This window comes from Rummeliibacillus sp. BSL5, from assembly GCF_052928305.1.
Genome location: NZ_JAVGCV010000001.1, coordinates 227,529 through 247,721, shown reverse-complemented (window position 1 = coordinate 247,721; position 20,193 = coordinate 227,529). Strand labels below are relative to the sequence as shown.

Sequence of the window (20,193 nt, the reverse complement as noted above, 5' to 3'; positions counted from 1 at the left end):
AAACGGCGGATGCATGTTCGCCTTCGCCTTAAAAAAGATAGGCCATGAAAGACCTATCTTAAAATATAATAATATCATTATTTTACCTACCACAATCATACCATAATTTTGGCCAAGAAGAGAGCGCCACTTCCGTAAAGCGTAATAAATCCTCCACAAACGTTTGTTGCTTTTCATTTTCGACTGTTTTTACATACAACCATTCACGCAACAACTCATTCGGATAACGCAATGCTTGCAAATAGCTGTTAGGAAAGTCTGATAATAACGGCTGCTCTTTTAGGAGCAATTTTAAATTGTATTGGACATGCGGCAAAACGCGATGCATCCACATGATGAGCTCTTCTTCTGGGTGGCCGTACGCACAAAGGTCAAAATCGATCATGTAGTCTTTCCCTTTGGCATCTTTTAAAAAGTTATGGTGAACGACGTCCCCATGCAAAATTGTTTTTTTGCTTGTCAAAGGCTCTACATTTTGCAGTTCTTTGAGCGCTTTTCTTGCATAAAGAACAAGCTGGTCACATTTTTCGTTGCCTAAGTATATTGAGATTTTTGGAATATGCATAATGAATTTCTGAAGGCGTTCTTGCCACTTCAATTGCAAATCATAAGCGGGCAAATAATAATCAGCCTTAGACCAATTATTATTCTTCCCCGTTTTGTGCAATTGTTGAATGAGCTCAAGAGATTTTTTGCGATCTATTTTTGATTTATAGTTAAATCGCCGTGCGTTTTTCACCCATGGTTGGGTCAGAATATTATTTTCTAACTTTGTATTAGGTAACGTATGTGGAAATTCCATGTCAGCAAGCGTATCATGAACCGCTTTCACTTTTTTCGCAACCAGTATATGCTCATATTTTTTGACCATTACTTCTTTATTGCCCGCTTGACATTGCCAAACATTTTTTTTGATTCTTTTTTTTATTTGAAAATTGTTCAACTAATAGGTCTCATAACCCGCTTGCGGGAATTGTGGCGCATAGTATGGATGGTAGGAGTATCCTTGAGCCGATAAGCAAGCTGGACAGTTGCAAGCTCCATGCCATTGGTGAGGTGGCATTGGATAATACGGCATGGCTTGAGGCATAGCATAAGGATCGAACTGCCACTGCTGGTCATATTGAGGAGCCATATTTGGCGGCATGCCACTTTGCTCCATTTGCTGCGGGAATTGACCATAATGATCATGCCCATGGAAGTCATGGTGTTTTGGTGTATCTAGTGAAGATGATTCACATTCTTGAGTTTTTTCAGGCATTTGCCACTGTGGCATTGGTTGTGCCATTGGCGGTCCCCACTGCGGTGTAGGCATTGGCCACGGCATCACTTGTTGTCCTCCGCCACAGCTGCTACAGCCACTTATGTTCTGTGGTGGCATTGGCACTGCATGCTGATCAAACGTTGATGATTCACACTCCCTTGTAGATTCCGGCATTTGCCACTGTGGCTGCATTGATCCCATCCAATGAGGTGCAGGTGCATGCCAAATCGGCTGTATCGGCATTGGCATCATTGGATGGCTACCTCCGCAACCACAACTGCTGCAGAAATGTGGGAACGGTTTTGGCATTGGCATTGGCATTATAGGGTGGCAAGGTTGATATACCTCTTCCTTACATCCTTCATATTTTGGAGGCAGTGGGGGTTGAGGTAAGTATGGCATTACAGGCGGTACTGGAGGTAAGCTTGGTTTGTACTCCACTACCTCTCTTTTCGGTTGAATGATGAATTGTTCTTCATGTTGCTCAATGATCTCTACTCTAGCTCTTACAGGTCGACTTTCTTCAAACGGGTGTGGATGAGGCATTGGCACTGGCTCCGGTGGAGGTACTGGTACCGGAACTGGAATAGGAACCGGAACTTCTTTTTCTTTAACAGGCATCGGCGGCTTTGGCGGCATTACTTTCGGTTGTTCTTTTGGCTTTGGAACATGATGCTCTTTTGGTTGTTCCTTTGGTCTTGGTACATGGTGCTCTTTTGGCGGCAACACCGTTTGTTCCTTCGGGGGGACAACCGGCAGCTCTTTTGGCTGGTGTGGCACCTCTTTTACTCTCGGCATTTCTTTCACCGGCGGTGTGTGGTGCTCTTTTGGCACCTCTTTTTTTGGTTCAGGCAGGAATAGCTCCATACCAGGAACAATATAGTCAGGATTCGCTAGATGGGCGTTTAATCGTTTTAATTCTTCAAAGGAAATGCCGTATTGCCTCGCAATTTTCCACAATGTATCGCCCTTTTTGACAGTATGAACGCGCACGTTTTTCCTCCTTCCGTCTCCTTACCATATGAAAAGCATCGGGAATTGGACACTTAATTCGTCATTTGATTGGCCTTTCATGTTACACTATGCAACAAATCGACAAACTAGAAGAAATTTCTTAAAAAAGGGAGTTTAGTTATTTAGCTGACCAACAAAAAAACCTGTTCCCACATTCAGGAACAGGTTTATAATCTTTTCATAGCTGAAGATTATTTTATTTTTTTTGTGCTTCCAGAAAAACCTTTTGTGCTGCAGATATACCTGCAGCCGGTTCGAAAGAATAATTAAAATCTTGCAAACCTGCTTCTATTAAAGAAATAGCTTGCAAAATATCACTTGGGAAGCAGTATCCCATATGACCAAAACGGAAGATTTTCCCTTGTAGTTCGCCTAGTCCCCCAGCAAAATCAAGATGATATTGTTTCTTTAAATGCCCAAGGAATTGAGAAAGATTTATTCCTTCAGGTGCCATAATAGCTGTGATTGTAGGTGAAGCATATTCATCAGAAGTTAACACCCCAATAGATAGTGCTTTCATTGCTGCACGTACCATATCCTTCATAAGTTCGTGGCGAGCAACTGTTTGATCAAAGCTTTCTGCTTCAATCAAATCGCATGCTGCAGAAAGACCATAAATCAATGTAATTGCTGGTGTATTCGGCGTCATACCTTTTTGTGCCCATTCCCGGTAGCTTAATAAATTCAAATAATAAGCAGAGGTTTTATTCTCTTCAATTACTTTCCATGCTCTGTCGCTGACACTAACAAAGGCAAGACCTGGCGGCAGCATCATTGCTTTTTGTGATCCTGTTACTAAAATATCAATGCCCCATTGATCCATTTTCACAGGAACCCCGCCAATACAGCTTACTCCGTCTACGATAAACAATGCATCTGATTTCTCACGTACAACTTTCGCCAGTTCTTTAACCGGATTTAAGATACCTGTCGAAGTTTCATTATAAGTGACAAATACAGCTTTAATATTTGATAAAGGTTCTAAAAATGTAGCAAGATCTTCAGCGGTACATGCTTCGCCCCAAGGTTTTCTTAATACATGCGCATGGAACCCATGTTTTTCGCAAATAGAAACGAAATAATCACCAAAGGCACCGATACTAACTACGACAACTTCCTCACCAGGGGAAACAGTGTTAACAACAGCTGCTTCTAATGCGGCAGTACCACCAGATGGGAGCAGTAAGATTTCTTGTTTTGTTCCAAAGATAGGTTTTACGCGATTAGTAGTCTCACGAAATAGCTTAACGAATTCCTCGCTTCGGTGGCTAATAATATCTTGGCTCATTGCAAGCTGCACTTTCTTCGGTATAGGTGTAGGACCTGGATGTCTTAGAATATTTGAATACATACATTTTTCTCCTTTAACAGTTTAATAAAGGTATTTTCTTTTCCTAAATTTATTATACCAAAGATTATGATAGTAGGTGTCTAGGAGGGCTTAGCACAGCAAGACGACATAAGTTTTGCTACATACAAGTGCCAATTAAACAGATACGACAATTGATTTCATGGTACACTAAAGACACTTAAGCTATTTTGAGGTGTTATGTATGAAAAAATTATTAGGAGAAGAACGCAGGGCTTATTTATTAGATTTACTGAAAACAACCGGACAAGCCATTACTGGAACAGAATTTGCCAAGAAAACAAATGTATCTCGGCAAGTAATAGTAAATGACATTGCTTTATTAAAAGCCCGCAATGAGCCTATTATCGCTACGAGCCAAGGCTATCTTTATATGAGCATAGAGTCTAAGCAGCAAGTATTTGAACGCCAAATCGCAGTTCACCATACAGCTGACCAAACAGAAGATGAGTTGAACATGCTAGTGGATGCAGGCATTACTGTGAAAGATGTGACAGTAGAACATCCATTATATGGTGAAATCACCGCGGCTATAATGGTTAAAAATCGTTTTGAGGTGCAACAATTCCTTCAAAAATCACGTGAGACCAATGCTACACCATTATCAGCATTAACAGGCGGTTCACATCTGCATACAATATCTGCTCCTACAGAAGAGCAATTAGACCTGGCCGAAAGCCTTTTACAACAAAAAAATTATCTTCTAAGTAATAATTAGAGATACAAAAAAGTGTCCATCATGTCTGGACACTTTTTTTGTTACTTTTTATATGTAAAGTAGCTGCCTAAAGTTTTCACAGTGCAATCTAGCGCAGCCAGTTCCTCCATTGCACCTCTCATCATTGGCGCATTTTCGTCTTCCAATACATCTAAAGTAAAGAAGTAATCACCTAAGCCTGTTTTTAATGGACGTGATTCGATTTTGCTCAAATTAATTTGGCGCCACGCGAAGACAGATAATATTTGATGTAAAGCTCCTGAACGGTCGCTAGGCAGTTCAATCATTAACGTGGTCTTTATCTGTTCCTCATGGCCCTGTTGCAACAAGCGTTGATTTTCATTCGCTAATATGAAAAATCGTGTATGATTAAAGTGAAAATCATGAATATAACGTTCTACAATTTTCAACTTATACGTTTCAGCAGCCGCTTTGTTGCCAATCGCTCCGATGCACTCATTCGGATGCTCAGCAATATACTTGGCTGCAGCAGCAGTAGAAGCAGTCTCATGCAAAGGAACTCCATGAAAATGGTTGTACAAATATTTATGGCACTGAGCTAGTGCATGCGGGTGCGAATAAATATCCGTTAATGTTTCCCAATTCTTAGCTTGCTGCGGATGCACTAAAAGATGCTGTTCGATCGGCGTCAAGACTTCCCCTACGACATATAATTCTGCTTCATGAAACAAGTAATCTATTGTTAGAGGTACAGTACCCTCTAACGCATTTTCAAGCGGCACGATTGCATAACTCACGCGCTTACTCGCAACTGCTTCAATACAAGCAGGAATACTTTGATATGAAGAAAGCTGATCATCTAAAAAGAGTTGCTGTGCTGCTAAATGTGTAAAAGTTCCTTCTGGTCCTAAATAAGCTACACGTTGATCCTGTGACAATAAACTCCCTCCTATAAAGCACCTGAGCTAATTACCTCCGCCGATTCGACAAAGTCTAATTTTTTGAGACGTTGGATTAACTCATCTAATTCCCCTTCCATTACCGTTACATCAAGTGAAAGTGTCACATTTGCACGGCCTTGGATAGGGATTGTTTGATGGATTGTTAAGATATTACAATGTGCGTCGGTTACAGTGTTTAAAAGCCTTGCTAACGTTCCTTTACGGTCTTCAAGCTGCAAAAAAACAGTTAAAATGCGTTCTTGTACAATGGAGTGAAAAGGGAAAACAGCATCTCGATACTTATAAAACGCACTTCTTGATAAATCGACTTGCTTCACAGCATCCCATATGGAAGAAACAGCACCTGTTTGCAATAAATGCTTGGCTTCCAATGTTTTTTGCATGGCATCTGTTAACACATCTTCGCGTACTAAATAATAGCGTTGATCTGCTATATTTTTCATCCTTTTCCCCCCTGAATCCTACTCAACAAAATCAAATTCAAATTTCAACAAACGAACCGTATCACCATTTTGCGCGCCACGTTCACGTAGAGCATCATCCACACCCATACCTCGCATTTGGCGTGAGAAGCGGCGAACAGATTCTTCGCGGCTAAAGTCTGTCATCTTGAATAGGCGTTCAATTGAATCCCCAGATAACACAAATGCTCCGTCATCATCACGTGTAATAACAAAGTCCTTGCCTTTTGCCTCATGTTTGTAAAGAACCGTTGCTTCTGTTTCTTCCTCTTCGATTTCATTCAATGAGAATTCCGGCGTTTCATCCAATAGATCTGCTACAGCAAATAGCATTTCTTTCAAGCCTTGGCGTGAAACAGCAGAAATCGGGAATATTCTAGCATCGCTTCCTACTTTAGTACGGAATTCTTCTAGGTTTTCATCCGCTTCCGGCATGTCCATTTTATTGGCAACAATAATTTGCGGTCGTTCAGTCAATCGCATATTGTATTGTTCTAACTCTTTGTTGATTGTCAAATAATCTTCATATGGATCGCGACCTTCCATACCAGACATATCAATTACATGGACGATTACACGAGTACGCTCAATATGACGTAAAAATTGGTGTCCAAGTCCAACTCCTTCTGATGCGCCTTCGATTAAACCTGGCAAATCTGCCATAGCGAAGCTTCGTCCATCCTCTACACGTACCATTCCTAAGTTAGGCACTATTGTAGTAAAATGATAAGCACCGATTTTAGGCTTAGCAGAGGTCACAACAGATAATAAGGTTGACTTGCCCACACTTGGGAATCCAACTAATCCAACATCAGCTAATACTTTTAGTTCTAGAACTACATTTAGCTCTTGTCCAGGCTCACCTTTTTCTGAAAGTTCCGGAGCCGGGTTTGCAGGTGTGGCAAAACGAGAGTTTCCGCGACCACCGCGGCCACCTTTAGCAATGACTGCTTTTTGTCCATGTTCTACTAAATCTGCAATAACGCGACCTGTCTCTTCTTCCGTCACAACAGTACCTGGAGGAACAGATACATACATAGCTCCAGCCCTTTTGCCATGCATATTTTTGCTCATACCATGTTCGCCGCGGTCTGCTTTAAAATGACGCTTGAAACGGAAATCCATCAATGTACGTAGACCTTCATCTACGATAAATACAACATCTCCGCCATTCCCTCCGTCACCGCCTGCCGGGCCGCCGTTTGGAATAAATTTTTCACGGCGGAAGGCTACCATTCCATCGCCGCCATCTCCACCTTTAACATAAACTTTTACGTGATCGACAAACATTAAATTCCCTCCTTTTTCGTAATAATCATATGCCATTCATTTTGTGTAAAAGAAATTTCTTCATTCATGATGAATGGGTGTTTTAGAATATGATAATGCTCTTTTTGGCTCCAATGGCCAATTAAATGAAATTCTATTTCAAATTGTTGGTTACTAGCATATATTTGCAACGATAGCTGTTGGTCTACGAATGGATCAAGCGCTTCATAGATATGTAAAATAGCGCCTTCTAAATAATCGCATACCACATTGTCTGCTTCTTGGTTAATCTTTTCATCAATGTTAGTTTCTACTTTCACATGAATACTTGGATAGCGCCATTCTAGTGTATGAATCCAGTCGATTGTCTTTGGCAAACCCATTTTGTTGATGGAAAAGAAGGTTTTGCATTGCTCTGCTGTTTGTTCAACTGCATTTTTCGCTTCTTCTAGGCGACCTAAATCAAGGTTCATTTTGATTAATTGAAGTTGATTCATAAAATCATGGTTCGCAAAGCGCAGCACTTCATTTACGTTGAGTGATTGATGCTTCGACAAGACTACACGCTCCTTTGCTTGAACAATTGCAATATTAGTATACCAATTTCAGAAATATTTTTCTTCTATTTGAAAAAACGACTTTCGCAAAAAGAGCGAAAGCCGATTTTGATAAGGTATGATTATTATAAAGAAAGAGGCTGTCTCAAGGTGCAGATACACTCTTGAGACAGCCGTCTAGTCTTCATACCCTGCTATTAAGCTTCTTGAGCAACTGGGTATACGCTGACTTTACGTTTATCGCGACCTAGGCGTTCGAATTTTACAACACCATCGATTTTAGCGAATAAAGTATCGTCACCACCGCGACCTACGTTTTCACCTGGGTAAATTTTAGTACCGCGTTGACGGTATAAAATAGAACCAGCAGTAGCAAATTGACCATCAGCACGTTTAGCGCCTAAACGTTTAGACTCAGAGTCACGACCGTTCTTAGTAGAACCTACACCTTTTTTAGAAGCGAAGAATTGCAAATCTAAAGATACTAGTAACATATGTTCCACCTCCTAGATCATCTTATATTTTAATTCGATAAAATCTCCGTAACTGGCAACCATCGTATAGAATTGCGTTACCATTGTTTGGAGAATAATTTGCAGTTTTGCATCAAGCTCAGCATCAAGAGTTGTTTGGTCGATAACACAGGATAAATATCCCCCGTTTTCGCCTTGCTCAATCCCCGGTTGTAATTGAAGTATTTGTCCAATCGCATTGACACTGCCAAAAGCAATGGCAGATACGCCGGCGCATACTAAATCATGACCAGGATCGCCTGAATAGGCATGACCTGAGACTTCAAAGCCATATGACTTTCGATTTTCATCGCTATGAACTGTAATAGTGATCACAATATCACCTCATCATTAAGCGTTGATTGTTTCAACAACTAATTTTGTGTATGGTTGACGGTGACCTTGTTTACGACGGTAGTTCTTTTTAGCTTTCAATTTGAAAACAACGATTTTTTTCGCACGGCCTTGTTTTTCAACTTTAGCTGTAACTGTTGCTCCTTCAACGAATGGAGCACCAACTTTAACGTCATCGCCACCAACAAAAAGAACTTTGTCAAAAGTAACTGTTTCACCAGCTTGTGCGTTGATTTTTTCAACGTAGATTGCTTGGCCAGCTTCTACTTTAACTTGTTTACCACCAGTTTCAATAATTGCGTACATAACTGCACCTCCTTAGATAACTCAGACTCGCCTTCAATAGGTGATCATAATCGATGCTTAAACCTTTTCAGCGCGGTTGTAGCACGGGTGCTACATAACATTAGAAATTTTATCATACCAAAACTATGGCGTCAACCTATTTAATACGATGTTTTCGAAAGCTTGTTCATATCGACGGTATCGAAATGCTTGTATATTTTGAATGAATAAAAGAATAAGTATCAAAATAAAAAAGAAAGATTCCGGTATATATAATAATGCCATTAGCAGGCACAGGAAACAACAGGACATAGAAAATGCTAAAAAAGACGTTTTTGTTTGGATAATTGATTTTTTTTCACTCCACAGTATTTCAACGATCCGTCCACCATCTAACGGCCAAATCGGCAATAAATTCAGTAAGAGTAATAAAAGCTGAATTGTTTGCAAGGGCACGCTCAAATTTTGTGGCAAAAAAAAGAGTGCTAGGAGGAATAAGAGAAGAGTGGCAAACGGACCTGCCATGGTAATGAGCAACTGTTGCTGTTTGGTCATTTGCCAGCTCTTGCTGAATTGTATTTCGCCTCCATAAGGCATAATCACACAGGATTTTATATTGGCCCCCACAAGATATGCAACTATCAGGTGCCCTAACTCATGAATGCACAATGACAAAAATAACAGTGCATAGTTTGCAAACTGTCCTGTCAGAACTAGCCAAACGATGATAGGCAAAAGTGTTGGATGAAGCTTCACTTTCAGCATTATTGTAGCCATTCTTTTAATGAACCAGGATCTAAAACGGCACCCTTGCGTTCCACCTGCAAGTAAAACGTGCCTGGCTCCATTGATGATAGGGCTTCGCCTTCTCTAAGCGAGGTATACGGCAAATAATCTAATGTCTTCAATAAGCCATACGTGACCCTCTCTCCCGTATCATATGTAACAGTCATCGTTTTGCCTAGAGACTTTGTGTTGCCTGTAAATGTGACAAAGCCGTCATGCTTCGCGTAAATAGTCATTGGTTTATCATAAGAGAGCAAAACGCCCTTTGAAAAAGTTTGCATTGTATCATAGTTACTGATATACGCATCTGTCACCGGAGCCATAACAGGCACCTTTTCCTCCTCATGGAATACGCTCTTTGTCCACTTTGTTAATATAAATAGGTCATCATTTGAAAGAACGTAATCTGTTACATCGCTCTTTATTATTTGCTTTTTCTCTAAAAAAAGAACGGTAAATAAAATAATCGCAATCCATACAGCAATCTTCCATTTCTTCAAAACTCCACACCCCCAAAAGACTTTTTCTATTAGTTTATGAGGCAGTATGGATAAACAGTACAGAATTATAATCAATCAAACCTATTACTGATTTTCTTGTACTAGGCTAGGACATACGACTATAAAATAAAAAGCCTTTCGGAAATTCTTTTCCAAAAGACTTTTACATTATGTAGCTATAGACAATTATCTTGAGAACAAGGCTTTGATTTTGGCAAAGACACCTTTATGTTCATTTTCTAATGTCATAAGCGGCACAGATTCACCTAAAATACGGCGAACAATATTTCGGTAAGCAATAGCTGCTTGTGTAGATGGTTCCATAACGATTGGTTCACCTTTGTTAGAAGAACGAATAACATGTTCATCATCTGGGATGATACCGAGTAAATCAATGGAAAGATGTGTAGTGATTTCATTTACATCTAGCGCATCTCCACTTTTCATCAGTTGCGGCCGAATTCGGTTGATAATCAATTTCGGCGGTTCAATCTCTTCTTTTTCAAGCAATCCAATAATGCGGTCAGCATCACGAACAGCAGAAATTTCAGGAGTTGTCACAACAATTGCACGATCAGCTCCTGCTATTGCGTTTTTATAGCCTTGCTCAATCCCTGCTGGACAGTCTATTAAAACATAGTCGAACTCAAGCTTTAATTCGTCTATCAGCGTTTTCATCTGTTGTGGTGTCACAGCATTTTTATCAGACGTTTGAGCAGCAGGCAAAAGATAAAGCAATTCATCAAAGCGCTTATCTTTCACTAATGCTTGATGGACCTTACAACGTCCTTCAATCGTATCTACTAAGTCGTAAATAATCCGATTTTCTAACCCTAGAATAACATCTAGATTTCGTAAACCGATGTCCGTATCGACCAAGCAAACTTTTTTATTTTGAAGTGCCAATGCAGTACCTAAATTAGCTGTAGTAGTTGTTTTACCTACTCCACCTTTACCCGAAGTAATTACAATAGCTTCACCCACATTAGCTTCCTCCCTTAAATGTCGATAAATTTGGTCTCAGATTTCGTAAATCCTGCAACCGATCAATCGCAATGCGGCCGTTTGTATGAATATACGCACATTCCATTTCAGGTTTGTTTGCGAGAATGGTAATTTCATTGGTCATTAATTCCATTAAATCGGCAATCATTAGGTGTGTCGCTTCAAGCCATGAGGCTGCGATTACACTATCGCGATTGCCGTTAAACCCCGCATGCGCCATTCCCTTCAATCGACCCATTACATAAATACTGCCGCCAGCAACCACTTTGCCATTCGGGTTTACATCCCCAATGACAACAAGGTCACCGTCAGCCTTTATTTCTTGTCCAGAACGTACAATACCTATGTAAGTAGATGATTGGTTTCTCAAAAGCTTTTCATTGCATTCTTCCATCGTAATTACGTCGCTCTTAATCTTTGTCACTTTTAATGACTTTGATTCTTGAACAATATGGAGAATTTCTTTCAGCTGCTCTTGGTTGCAATATCGATTTCCTACATGGATAGTAACTTCGGCTTGTCCTTCGAGCCCTTCTTCTGTGACTTTGCGCTTTAATTCATCTAATAAATCAGAGTAAGCGCACTGATCATCTAGCTGAAGCACGAGCCCTTCTTTCGTTCCTTTAATTAAGACTAGCTGCTTAGTTGTCAAATGCTTCACCTCACGCTTCTCTGCTATAACGTTGATTGATTTGCCTTTAATAACACACGAGCTTCGATTAAATACTTAAACGTCCATCCGAGCATGATGAGATAAATAGAATTGGCAATCATGGTTGGAATCAACCGTTGATTTAAAAATTCTGTAAAGGGTACAGACGTAAAAGAAATGAGTAAGAAAAATTGGTTCAAGACAATTTCCAAAAGCGCTACAAGCACTAATGAAAGGATGGTAGTAATAGCAAGATGTTGATGTATATATTTCACTGTAGAACCCGCCACAAAACAAATGAACGGATACAGGAATGTATATAATCCAATAATATCAATATAGAAAATATCATACAATACCCCAAATATTAATCCATACATCATTGCCCGCTTACGATCATAATAAATTGACAAAAAGATTAAATACAGAATTAAAAACCGCGGCACTAAATAATAGAGATGGCCATGCCATTCGATGGGTGAATACAATGAAAAACCAGGTTCCAAAAAGAAGAGCACAACAGCAACAAACGGAATTAGAAATCGCGCCATTACTTTTGATCTCCTCCGTCTGTTTTAGTTGATTTGTCTGTATTAGCCCCATCTGAACCGTCAATAGCAATTGACTGGCGTTTGGCAATTACCACATGATCGAGCATAGAAAAATCAGCTGCCGGTTTAACATAAGCAAGTTTTGTCAACCCATAGTCATCTGTAGAAACCTTTGTAACCTCTCCAATTAAGATACCTTTAGGGAATATACCACCAAGGCCGGATGTCGTTACTTTATCACCTTTTTTAACAGCAAGGCTTGAATCAATCCGTTTTAAGACTAATTCGCTGCGCTTTGGATCAAACCCTTCTATTAAACCAAATGCCTCTGTTTTTTTATTCGCTATCACAGCAGATACACGATAATTTGTATTATTTGTCGATAGAAGTTCTACTTGGGATGTATAAGGTGTAGTTTGTACTATCTTACCAATCAATCCCTTAGATGTAAGCACTGCCATATTTACTTTTACGCCATTCATTGAACCTTCATTTAAAATCAGCTTTTCTTCCCATTGGTCAGGGTTTCGCGCAATTACATTAGCCTGAATCGGATTGAAGTTGCGCAAATCATCTTTTTTATCAACTAAATCTTTTAACTTGTCATTTTCTACTTTTAATTCATTGACTTTAGCTTGTAATGTGCCGAATTCCTCCAAGCGCGATTTTAAACGTTTATTCTCTTCATACGTATTCATTAAATCGTCTACATTATTGACTAATCCTGTAATATAGCTTGCAGGCTTAGCAACAATCGATTGTCCAAAACCAACCGTATCTTTAATAATCTGCTCGGGAAGCGAGGCTTGTCGATCACGTAAGGTAAAGCTAATCAATGCCACTAAGAGGATTACGCCGACAAGCAGCAATATTAATCGCTTATTCGAAAAAAACTGTGGCATTGCCTATTTCCCCCTTATTTTGATTGGTGGCGACGCATTAAATCGATATTGTCAAGTGCCATACCAGTTCCGATCGCTACACAGTCTAATGGGTTTTCTGCAATAAATACAGGCATATTTGTTTCGTCGCTGATCACTTTGTCCAAGTTTTTAAGCAGCGCGCCACCGCCAGTAAGTACAATTCCTCGTTCCATTACATCAGCAGATAATTCTGGTGGCGTTTGTTCTAGTGTTTTCTTTACGCCGTCAATAATAGCCGCAATCGACTCTTTTAAAGCATCTACAATTTCAATAGATGTGATTTCAATAGTTTTAGGAAGGCCTGTCACAAGATCGCGACCGCGAATTTCCATTGTCTCTACTTCACCTTCTGGGCTAGCAGAACCGATTTCCATCTTGATAGTTTCAGCTGTACGTTCACCGATTGTCAGGTTGTATGTTTTACGGATATAAGCTGTTATAGCAGCATCCATCGCATCCCCGCCAACACGGACAGATTCACTTGTTACAATACCACCTAATGAAATTACTGCTACTTCAGATGTACCGCCACCGATATCAACTACCATACTACCTGTAGGTTCCCAGACTGGTAGATTTGCGCCAATTGCAGCTGCAAACGGTTCTTCAATTGTGTATGCTTCCTTTGCGCCAGCTTGGCGAGAGGCATCAATAACGGCACGCTGTTCTACTGAAGTAATACCATATGGTACACAAATCATCACATTTGGTTTTTTCCAGTTGCCGCCTGAAGCTTTCATTGCTTCTTTCATATAATACTCAATCATTGTTGTAGTAATGTCGAAATCTGCAATAACTCCGTCTTTCATCGGACGAATAGCTACAATAGACCCTGGTGTACGACCAATCATATTTTTCGCATCATTACCAACTGCTACAATTTCTCCTGTTTTTGTATTCTTCGCTACTACTGAGGGTTCACGAAGCACAATGCCTTTTCCTTTTAAAAATACCAATGTATTTGCTGTGCCGAGGTCAATCCCGACATCTTTTCCACCTAATCCAAACACGTTTTGTTCTTCCTTTCTATTTTTAGCCATAAACTTTAAGAAGTCTTGAAAATCATACGTTTCATTATAACGGATAAGTAGGAAAAATTACAGTACTACATATAACCTTTCTCTTTTAAACTTATAAATTGATGATCTCCTATAATTACGTGGTCAAGAAGCTCAATCCCCATAATTAAACCAGCTTCTTGCAAACGCTTCGTCACGTCTATATCTTCCGGACTTGGAGCAGGGTTACCACTTGGGTGGTTGTGTGCGCAAATGATAGAAGCAGCCGAACGTTTTACCGCTTCACGAAATACTTCCCGTGGGTGCACAATACTTGCATTTAAACTACCGATAAAAATCGTTTGCTGATGAATAATTTGATTTTTGACGTTTAAAAAGAGCGTCACAAAGTTTTCTTGCAAAAGCGATGTCATATCCGGCATTAAATAATTCGCTGCGTCCTTTGGAGAACGAATCGTATAGCGTTCGTCTGTCCTCTGCTTATGTAGTCTTTTGCCAAGTTCTATGGAAGCTAAAAGTTGAATCGCCTTTGCCTCACCAATCCCCTTAATTGCTGTGATTTCTTCAATTGTTGCATTTTTCAGCTCATGCAGCTGTTCAAAGTGCATCAATATACGATTAGAAAGATGAAGCACCGATTCTTTTTTTGTGCCTGTCCGAAGCAATATAGCGATGAGTTCTTGATTCGATAAACTTTCGGCTCCTTGCCTTTTAAGACGCTCTCTTGGTCTATCATCAACATGCACATCGCGGATCATCAGGGGAAGGTCCATATTAGTGGCCATGCACTTCCGCCTCCTCTGATGCCGACATAATCCCTTTTTCGCTCAAAAAGTCTTTTAATATTTTGGTAGGAAGGCCTGCAACATTATATTTGCAGCCATCTATCCTACTGACTAAGTTCTGTCCGACTCCCATAATATTATAACCAATATCTTGTCCGAAAGGTTCCCCTGTTTCAATGTATTGTTGGATTATTTTCTCTGACAAGCATTTCATCGTCACATCTGATGCAACAACAAAAGACGAGAGCTGTTGATCATATCGGATCCCTACAGCTGTCGTCACGCGGTGTTGCCTATTAGATAAACGTTTTAGAAAGTTTCTTGCTTCATTTTTGGATTGGGGCAATGGCAAAAGAGTGCCCTCTATGCTAATAACGCGCTTCACATGCAAATAACAAAGCGACTCATGAGGTGCTTTCATACGAAGCAATTTGATGACAACGGTTGTATTAGCATATTCGAAAGGATTTTCCGGCAAATGATCACCCACCGGGATGTGTTGATGTGTGGTTGAAAAAGGCAGTTGAAGCTCTTCAAAAAGTTCTTCACAATTTCCCTCAGGATTCAATAGAATGATATTTTTCTTTAAAACGATAGACATGCGCTCTCCCCCTTTTTGCTATCATAATCGACCAGTACAAATAAGGGAAATTACGGAAAATAGGTGAAATTTATTTTTTGTATGCTTTAACAGTTTAAAATTTAATATTAAGGCAGTCGTTTTGGGCTGCATAATGAGCCAATAACTGCAATTTTACACTTTCTAATTCTTTGGATCCTTTAGTAACGGCCTTCACATTCGTATTCCAATTCATTGGCAATACTGTTGCTTTTTTAGAATTATTAAAATTTAATTTCGACAAGTTGTCGGCTCTAAGCATCTGTGGTAACATTTTTAATCCTTGTTCATCACAACTAGCTCCTGACAATGCGAAAGGTTTGATGAAGGAATCTTTATTGACAATTTTTTTGATATTCTTTTCTCTATGGTCAATCCCGCCCCATAAGTAATATTGTTTTCCTGCCGGCACAATTGCGACGTTCACTAATTCAGGATGACCTGCTAGAAAATCATTTGCAGCTTGTTCAGATGAATACACGCCGTATTGCATGGCATAGAACTTTGATTCGCTACTCGTATTTTTTACTTTTTGTAATGCGCTGCTTTTCGGTAATTCCTTTTCCTCAGCGATTGTCCGTTTTTCAGCAGCATTTAGGATGAAAAAGAAGAGCAATACCCCTGCTACTCCAATCAAAATGCCATGTACTACTGCAGCCATCATAAAATGTGTCTTTTCTCGTTTCTTGCCACGATTAAATTTCATGTCATCACTCCTCCCTATTACCCTATCAGAAATGGCATAAAAAAAGACAAGACTGCTGTCGCCTTGTCCTAAAAACTTTTCTCTTTAAAAAAACAAATTACTGTACCATTCGAGTAAGTTCTCGCCGTAAAAATAGACGATTAAACTTGCTAACGCAATCCAAGGACCAAAAGGGATTGGCTGTTTGCGTCCTTTTTTCTGCCATAGTATACCGATAAGGCCTGCTACAAGCCCAATGAGTGCTGATAGAAAGAGTGCTAGCATTGTGTGCTGAATACCCAGTACAAGGCCAATGACAAAGAATAACTTAATATCTCCGCCACCCATTCCTCCTTTTGAAACAAGTGCAATCAAAAATAAAATACTAAAGCCGATCACCGCTCCCGCAAATGCGTCCCACCAGGGTTCAAGCGGCGATACCACTCGTAAAATGATCAATATAAGCCCAAAAGGCAATAAAACTTTATCAGGGATTAACATATAGACGATATCAGAAACGGTGATAATCACCAATAATGATATAAAGAGAAGAGCGACAATTAGCTCTCGAGAAGGCCCGAAATGCAAATAAGCAAGCCCGAAAAAAAGGCCTGTTAACAATTCCATAAAAGGATGGAAAAAACCAATTTTCGCATCACAAGTTCGGCATTTCCCTCTTAGGAATAGAAAGGACAAGACAGGCACTAAGTCTAAAGCTGACAAACGCCGGCCACACCTTTCACAATGAGAAGGTGGCGAAACAATAGACTCATGCCGTGGCACCCTTAGTCCTACGACATTAAAAAAAGAACCAAAAACAAAGCCAAAAATCATACATACCATCGCATACACAATATCCAAATTAGTCACTTCCTATTTCACGTTTTGATCATCCACTTGACCGACATAATAGAAAGTTGTAAGTTGAATGGTCGCTTGCAATAACTCGTCCTTTGTATTTTCTTCTGAATCTGTTGATGCTTCAACGTCTTTATTCGGGGATTCATACGTCACTGCATCTATACGCATAATTCGCGGCAGTATCTCAATTTCCTTTAAAAACTCTTTAATTTCTTTTTCATCTTTCGCTGCGACCGTCACATTCATCGTAACCAACTTTAATGAATCTGGTAGACTATCAAGCGCAATCGGAGAAACAGGCAATGTCTCATCATTATTTTGTTCGTTTGTTACCACTTCGTTTGCATTTTCAGTATTTGTATTATTACTCGTTTTAGCATCAGTTGTCGTCTGAGCATTTGTATTTTCATCTTTATTTATATCGCCTGTTGCTTGGGCTTGGCCATTTGATGCATTGTTAGCATTAGTTGATTGGCCGTTATCCAAATTATTATCTTCAATAGTAGTTTGTAGAGTTTCCTTTACTGACGCATCATAGTTGTTAAACGCCATATCCACTATCTGCGTATCACTGGCCAATTCGACTTGTTCTATCGATTTAATTAAATCACTCAATTCAATTGATGTCGGTACCTTAGCCATCAACTCTGTCGGACTTTTTTTCGTTGCTTGCTGATTTTCTTTCATTGTTTTAATTTGATTATTTAGAGTAACTGCTTCTACTCGTGCATCTTTTATCTGCGCATTCAGTGCATCTCTCTCTTCCATTTTCGGCATAAGAAGATAGTAGTATATCGCAAATGCTATTAAGAAGACGAGCGCAATAACTAGAATAACTGTCACTTTTTTGTTTTGTCCGAGTGAGTTCATTGAGTATCACCTTCTGCCAGTAATTTTGCTCTGTTAATAGAAAGCACCATCGTCGCCTTGTAACGTGGGATTAAATGATCGCTTTCTATAGCTTCATCATACTCTTTTTTCGCTGGGTCGAAGGATTCGACACTAGTTACTTGTACACCGCTAAATAATGGATCTGTCAAAACATTTTGGACATATGTAGAAATGCCATGAAGCGTTTCAAAATCAATAATGACCGTAACACCAGTTTCACCATATGTAAGAGAAGTCAGCTTCTCGTAAGAGGCCAAATAGCCTTTCACACTGTCAATAATAGGCGTAACCGGATAGGATACCGATTCGACATACTGAACAGATTGGTCAAATGAGCCTTGTCCCGCTGTCTGCAGGGTGGCCAATTCTTTTTGCGAAGCTTCTATCTGGCTTGCTAGGTTTTGATGCTGCTGAGTGATTGAATTAACATCACTTTGCAATGAATAGCAATAAGATCCTACGCCAATGAAAATTAAAAGCAAAATCGTGCCAGAGAGCCATAACAACGATTTATCGGGCGTCCTACGCTCAACTTTTGGAAGGAGGTTAATATTTGGAATCATGCTGTGGGAGCCTCCTTCAATGCAAGGCTCACCAAACCTGCTTGCTGTGCATGGAAACCAGGCGTGACCTTTGCCATTAGCTGATCATCGAACACATCAACAGGTAAATTCAATTGACTTTCAAGCATGTCGGCAATATATGCTATTTCAGGGTTATCTCCTGTCAATAACAGCCGATCTACACCCTTTTCCCCTTTATTTAAAGAGTATCGATAAAAATTAATAATCCGTTCGATTTCAGCTAAAGGCTCCATAAGCGCACCATGGTAGTTCATGACATCATCTTCATAAACATAATCAAAGCCTTCTTCCGTCATGCGTGTTCTCCATTTCGCACGCTCTGTCTCGACTGTTTGGAAACGCAAAAATTCCACTTCTCCTCCAGAATAAATGGCGAGTGAAAGTTCATTGATGCTCCAATCAATAAGAAGTGTCGTCGATTCACTCAAACCATCAATCGCTTCGTTTACCAGGCGAAGCAGTGAGATCACCTTAATATCAGCAACTGACGGATGAAGGCCTGCATCATCCAAGAGACCTGTAATCTTCCTTACTTCTTCCGCATTCGTGGCGAAAATAGTCGCCTTACCATCATTTTCATCTGCATCATATAAATCAATCAATGGGTTTTCAAAGGGCAAATGGATGGAGCGCCCTATTTCCATTTCTACAAATGCTCTAATTTCACTTTTGTCCTTCAGGTCAGAAGGATGATCAATACTCTTCATCATGACCGTACTCTCAGGTACATAAAAACGGGCATCATACCCCTTAATGCCCCAACTCTTCACCTGTACTTTTAACAACTCAAAAAAGGCAAATTCATCCTCAATGATGCCTTCCACGACCATTCCTTCATCAAGCGCTACGGAAAAGTATCTAGCTTGTGACAAATCATCACTGTTTGATGCCAGTGCCTTTAACATAAAATCATTATATACGAGCGCCACATGGCGTCTTTTCTTTTTAAACAACATGTCAGTACCCCCTAGGAGAAAAGAAAAGCTTTATAGCTTTAATGCTTCGATGGAGAAAGCAATGGTCGGCTGTTTGCTTGGATTGCTTTCTTCAGCGAAAGATTAAAGAGATGGAGAACAGCAGCCTACGCTGCTGCTAAAATGTATCTCAAGTTATTTATTTCCCATATTTTGAGCTAGTACTGTATCAGTAATAATGTTTTTAGGAGTACCTGTAATTCCATTGCTAAATTTTGAACTTTTTATATTTTTTAATGCATCATATTGTATAGAGTAAGACGAACTACTAACTGTTTTTACGACTTTATCATCTGTTGCCAATGTTACACCTTCCACATAAGGTTGTAAGGTTGCTTTATCGCAAGTAATACTTGCTTTATCCTCAGAAGTTGTACAAACTCCTTCAGCTATGGCGATCTTTGCACCAGCCAAGACAGTTTGTGTATCAGCTAAAATAGATTTATCTTTAGAATTTTGGATAATATTACCTATAGCAGGAACTGCAATCAAAGCAATAATTGCTATAATAACAATAACTGCTAATAATTCAATTAATGTTACACCCTTTTCATTCTTTATCGCTTTTTTCATTTTCAATTTCATTTTATCAAACATAATAATTCCTCCTTTTTTGTATGTAGGTTCTTCAC

At 39.7% G+C, this 20,193-nt stretch carries 26 protein-coding genes and 1 other annotated feature; of the genes, 1 reads left to right on the top strand and 25 read right to left on the bottom strand.

Features of this window, described 5'->3' with window-relative positions:
- Positions 1–82 precede the first annotated feature (82 nt).
- From RCJ93_RS01265 to RCJ93_RS01255, 3 genes are all read right to left on the bottom strand, one after another.
- On the bottom strand, positions 83–943 hold the full coding sequence (locus tag RCJ93_RS01265; protein WP_446738178.1) for a phosphotransferase: 861 nt from the start codon (positions 941–943) through the stop codon (positions 83–85).
- Entirely contained in the window at positions 944–2,257 is a 1,314-nt protein-coding gene (locus RCJ93_RS01260) for a LysM peptidoglycan-binding domain-containing protein (RefSeq protein WP_446738177.1), read from the bottom strand.
- Between the two features lie 217 nt (positions 2,258–2,474).
- Positions 2,475–3,629 (bottom strand): pyridoxal-phosphate-dependent aminotransferase family protein, encoded by a 1,155-nt coding sequence (locus RCJ93_RS01255; protein ID WP_150284699.1) that lies wholly within the window; start codon positions 3,627–3,629, stop codon positions 2,475–2,477.
- 202 nt (positions 3,630–3,831) lie between these two features.
- On the opposite strand from RCJ93_RS01255, the gene RCJ93_RS01250 reads away from it, so the two are divergent.
- Positions 3,832–4,365, top strand: coding sequence for a transcription repressor NadR (locus RCJ93_RS01250; protein WP_190323433.1), 534 nt, complete (start codon positions 3,832–3,834; stop codon positions 4,363–4,365).
- Positions 4,366–4,406: 41 nt separating this feature from the next.
- Here RCJ93_RS01250 and pheA read toward each other — a convergent pair whose 3' ends face one another.
- From pheA to RCJ93_RS01140, 22 genes are all read right to left on the bottom strand, one after another.
- Positions 4,407–5,264, bottom strand: coding sequence for a prephenate dehydratase (pheA, locus tag RCJ93_RS01245; protein WP_446738176.1), 858 nt, complete (start codon positions 5,262–5,264; stop codon positions 4,407–4,409).
- Between the two features lie 11 nt (positions 5,265–5,275).
- Positions 5,276–5,731: an ACT domain-containing protein gene (locus tag RCJ93_RS01240; RefSeq protein ID WP_066788500.1), complete on the bottom strand. Its 456-nt coding sequence runs from the start codon at positions 5,729–5,731 to the stop codon at positions 5,276–5,278.
- Between the two features lie 18 nt (positions 5,732–5,749).
- The gene (obgE, locus tag RCJ93_RS01235; RefSeq protein WP_446738175.1) at positions 5,750–7,039 is read right to left on the bottom strand and encodes a GTPase ObgE; all 1,290 of its coding nucleotides are present in this window, start codon (positions 7,037–7,039) and stop codon (positions 5,750–5,752) included.
- Positions 7,039–7,575, bottom strand: coding sequence for a Spo0B domain-containing protein (locus RCJ93_RS01230; RefSeq protein WP_446738174.1), 537 nt, complete (start codon positions 7,573–7,575; stop codon positions 7,039–7,041). The genes obgE and RCJ93_RS01230 overlap by 1 nt, the downstream gene beginning before the upstream one ends.
- Before the next feature lie 197 nt (positions 7,576–7,772).
- Positions 7,773–8,069 (bottom strand): 50S ribosomal protein L27, encoded by a 297-nt coding sequence (rpmA, locus tag RCJ93_RS01225; protein ID WP_066788509.1) that lies wholly within the window; start codon positions 8,067–8,069, stop codon positions 7,773–7,775.
- A gap of 12 nt (positions 8,070–8,081) precedes the next feature.
- Positions 8,082–8,423 (bottom strand): ribosomal-processing cysteine protease Prp, encoded by a 342-nt coding sequence (locus RCJ93_RS01220; protein WP_066788512.1) that lies wholly within the window; start codon positions 8,421–8,423, stop codon positions 8,082–8,084.
- Between the two features lie 15 nt (positions 8,424–8,438).
- Positions 8,439–8,747 (bottom strand): 50S ribosomal protein L21, encoded by a 309-nt coding sequence (gene rplU / locus RCJ93_RS01215; protein WP_066788515.1) that lies wholly within the window; start codon positions 8,745–8,747, stop codon positions 8,439–8,441.
- Positions 8,748–8,760: 13 nt separating this feature from the next.
- Positions 8,761–8,835: a sequence feature (ribosomal protein L21 leader region), on the bottom strand.
- Between the two features lie 35 nt (positions 8,836–8,870).
- Complete coding sequence (locus tag RCJ93_RS01210; protein ID WP_446738173.1) at positions 8,871–9,503, bottom strand: M50 family metallopeptidase; 633 nt, start codon at positions 9,501–9,503, stop codon at positions 8,871–8,873.
- The gene (locus RCJ93_RS01205; protein WP_150284703.1) at positions 9,491–10,012 is read right to left on the bottom strand and encodes a peptidoglycan DD-metalloendopeptidase family protein; all 522 of its coding nucleotides are present in this window, start codon (positions 10,010–10,012) and stop codon (positions 9,491–9,493) included. Before RCJ93_RS01205 ends, RCJ93_RS01210 begins: the two co-directional genes overlap by 13 nt.
- Before the next feature lie 186 nt (positions 10,013–10,198).
- Positions 10,199–10,996 (bottom strand): septum site-determining protein MinD, encoded by a 798-nt coding sequence (gene minD / locus RCJ93_RS01200; RefSeq protein ID WP_066788525.1) that lies wholly within the window; start codon positions 10,994–10,996, stop codon positions 10,199–10,201.
- Between the two features lies 1 nt (position 10,997).
- Positions 10,998–11,669, bottom strand: coding sequence for a septum site-determining protein MinC (gene minC / locus RCJ93_RS01195; RefSeq protein WP_066788527.1), 672 nt, complete (start codon positions 11,667–11,669; stop codon positions 10,998–11,000).
- 23 nt (positions 11,670–11,692) lie between these two features.
- On the bottom strand, positions 11,693–12,220 hold the full coding sequence (gene mreD / locus RCJ93_RS01190; RefSeq protein ID WP_066788529.1) for a rod shape-determining protein MreD: 528 nt from the start codon (positions 12,218–12,220) through the stop codon (positions 11,693–11,695).
- A complete protein-coding gene (gene mreC / locus RCJ93_RS01185; RefSeq protein WP_147195807.1) occupies positions 12,220–13,122 on the bottom strand; it encodes a rod shape-determining protein MreC in 903 nt (300 codons plus the stop codon). The genes mreD and mreC overlap by 1 nt, the downstream gene beginning before the upstream one ends.
- A gap of 14 nt (positions 13,123–13,136) precedes the next feature.
- On the bottom strand, positions 13,137–14,153 hold the full coding sequence (locus RCJ93_RS01180; protein ID WP_147195809.1) for a rod shape-determining protein: 1,017 nt from the start codon (positions 14,151–14,153) through the stop codon (positions 13,137–13,139).
- A 95-nt stretch (positions 14,154–14,248) separates the two neighbouring features.
- Entirely contained in the window at positions 14,249–14,947 is a 699-nt protein-coding gene (gene radC, locus RCJ93_RS01175; protein WP_446738172.1) for a RadC family protein, read from the bottom strand.
- Entirely contained in the window at positions 14,937–15,548 is a 612-nt protein-coding gene (locus RCJ93_RS01170; protein ID WP_446738171.1) for a Maf family protein, read from the bottom strand. The genes radC and RCJ93_RS01170 overlap by 11 nt, the downstream gene beginning before the upstream one ends.
- Before the next feature lie 94 nt (positions 15,549–15,642).
- On the bottom strand, positions 15,643–16,272 hold the full coding sequence (locus RCJ93_RS01165) for a hypothetical protein (protein ID WP_249774511.1): 630 nt from the start codon (positions 16,270–16,272) through the stop codon (positions 15,643–15,645).
- 84 nt (positions 16,273–16,356) lie between these two features.
- The gene (locus RCJ93_RS01160) at positions 16,357–17,112 is read right to left on the bottom strand and encodes a prepilin peptidase (protein ID WP_446738170.1); all 756 of its coding nucleotides are present in this window, start codon (positions 17,110–17,112) and stop codon (positions 16,357–16,359) included.
- Positions 17,113–17,124: 12 nt separating this feature from the next.
- Entirely contained in the window at positions 17,125–17,982 is an 858-nt protein-coding gene (locus tag RCJ93_RS01155; RefSeq protein WP_446738169.1) for a hypothetical protein, read from the bottom strand.
- Positions 17,979–18,566: a hypothetical protein gene (locus RCJ93_RS01150; RefSeq protein WP_446738168.1), complete on the bottom strand. Its 588-nt coding sequence runs from the start codon at positions 18,564–18,566 to the stop codon at positions 17,979–17,981. The genes RCJ93_RS01155 and RCJ93_RS01150 overlap by 4 nt, the downstream gene beginning before the upstream one ends.
- Entirely contained in the window at positions 18,563–19,543 is a 981-nt protein-coding gene (pilM, locus tag RCJ93_RS01145; protein ID WP_446738167.1) for a type IV pilus biogenesis protein PilM, read from the bottom strand. The genes RCJ93_RS01150 and pilM overlap by 4 nt, the downstream gene beginning before the upstream one ends.
- A gap of 153 nt (positions 19,544–19,696) precedes the next feature.
- Positions 19,697–20,146 (bottom strand): prepilin-type N-terminal cleavage/methylation domain-containing protein, encoded by a 450-nt coding sequence (locus RCJ93_RS01140; protein ID WP_150284957.1) that lies wholly within the window; start codon positions 20,144–20,146, stop codon positions 19,697–19,699.
- Positions 20,147–20,193 lie beyond the last annotated feature (47 nt).

What these genes read in the sequence shown, in the direction of transcription:
- RCJ93_RS01155 (WP_446738169.1), bottom strand. Translation starts at nt 17,982, where the DNA reads ATGAACTCACTCGGACAAAACAAAAAAGTGACAGTTATTCTAGTTATT.
- rpmA (WP_066788509.1), bottom strand. Translation starts at nt 8,069, where the DNA reads ATGTTACTAGTATCTTTAGATTTGCAATTCTTCGCTTCTAAAAAAGGT.
- RCJ93_RS01165 (WP_249774511.1), bottom strand. Translation starts at nt 16,272, where the DNA reads ATGAAATTTAATCGTGGCAAGAAACGAGAAAAGACACATTTTATGATG.
- radC (WP_446738172.1), bottom strand. Translation starts at nt 14,947, where the DNA reads ATGGCCACTAATATGGACCTTCCCCTGATGATCCGCGATGTGCATGTT.
- mreC (WP_147195807.1), bottom strand. Translation starts at nt 13,122, where the DNA reads ATGCCACAGTTTTTTTCGAATAAGCGATTAATATTGCTGCTTGTCGGC.
- obgE (WP_446738175.1), bottom strand. Translation starts at nt 7,039, where the DNA reads ATGTTTGTCGATCACGTAAAAGTTTATGTTAAAGGTGGAGATGGCGGC.
- rplU (WP_066788515.1), bottom strand. Translation starts at nt 8,747, where the DNA reads ATGTACGCAATTATTGAAACTGGTGGTAAACAAGTTAAAGTAGAAGCT.
- RCJ93_RS01140 (WP_150284957.1), bottom strand. Translation starts at nt 20,146, where the DNA reads ATGAAATTGAAAATGAAAAAAGCGATAAAGAATGAAAAGGGTGTAACA.
- RCJ93_RS01150 (WP_446738168.1), bottom strand. Translation starts at nt 18,566, where the DNA reads ATGATTCCAAATATTAACCTCCTTCCAAAAGTTGAGCGTAGGACGCCC.
- pilM (WP_446738167.1), bottom strand. Translation starts at nt 19,543, where the DNA reads ATGTTGTTTAAAAAGAAAAGACGCCATGTGGCGCTCGTATATAATGAT.
- mreD (WP_066788529.1), bottom strand. Translation starts at nt 12,220, where the DNA reads ATGGCGCGATTTCTAATTCCGTTTGTTGCTGTTGTGCTCTTCTTTTTG.
- RCJ93_RS01210 (WP_446738173.1), bottom strand. Translation starts at nt 9,503, where the DNA reads ATGGCTACAATAATGCTGAAAGTGAAGCTTCATCCAACACTTTTGCCT.
- RCJ93_RS01250 (WP_190323433.1), top strand. Translation starts at nt 3,832, where the DNA reads ATGAAAAAATTATTAGGAGAAGAACGCAGGGCTTATTTATTAGATTTA.
- RCJ93_RS01170 (WP_446738171.1), bottom strand. Translation starts at nt 15,548, where the DNA reads ATGTCTATCGTTTTAAAGAAAAATATCATTCTATTGAATCCTGAGGGA.
- RCJ93_RS01240 (WP_066788500.1), bottom strand. Translation starts at nt 5,731, where the DNA reads ATGAAAAATATAGCAGATCAACGCTATTATTTAGTACGCGAAGATGTG.
- RCJ93_RS01255 (WP_150284699.1), bottom strand. Translation starts at nt 3,629, where the DNA reads ATGTATTCAAATATTCTAAGACATCCAGGTCCTACACCTATACCGAAG.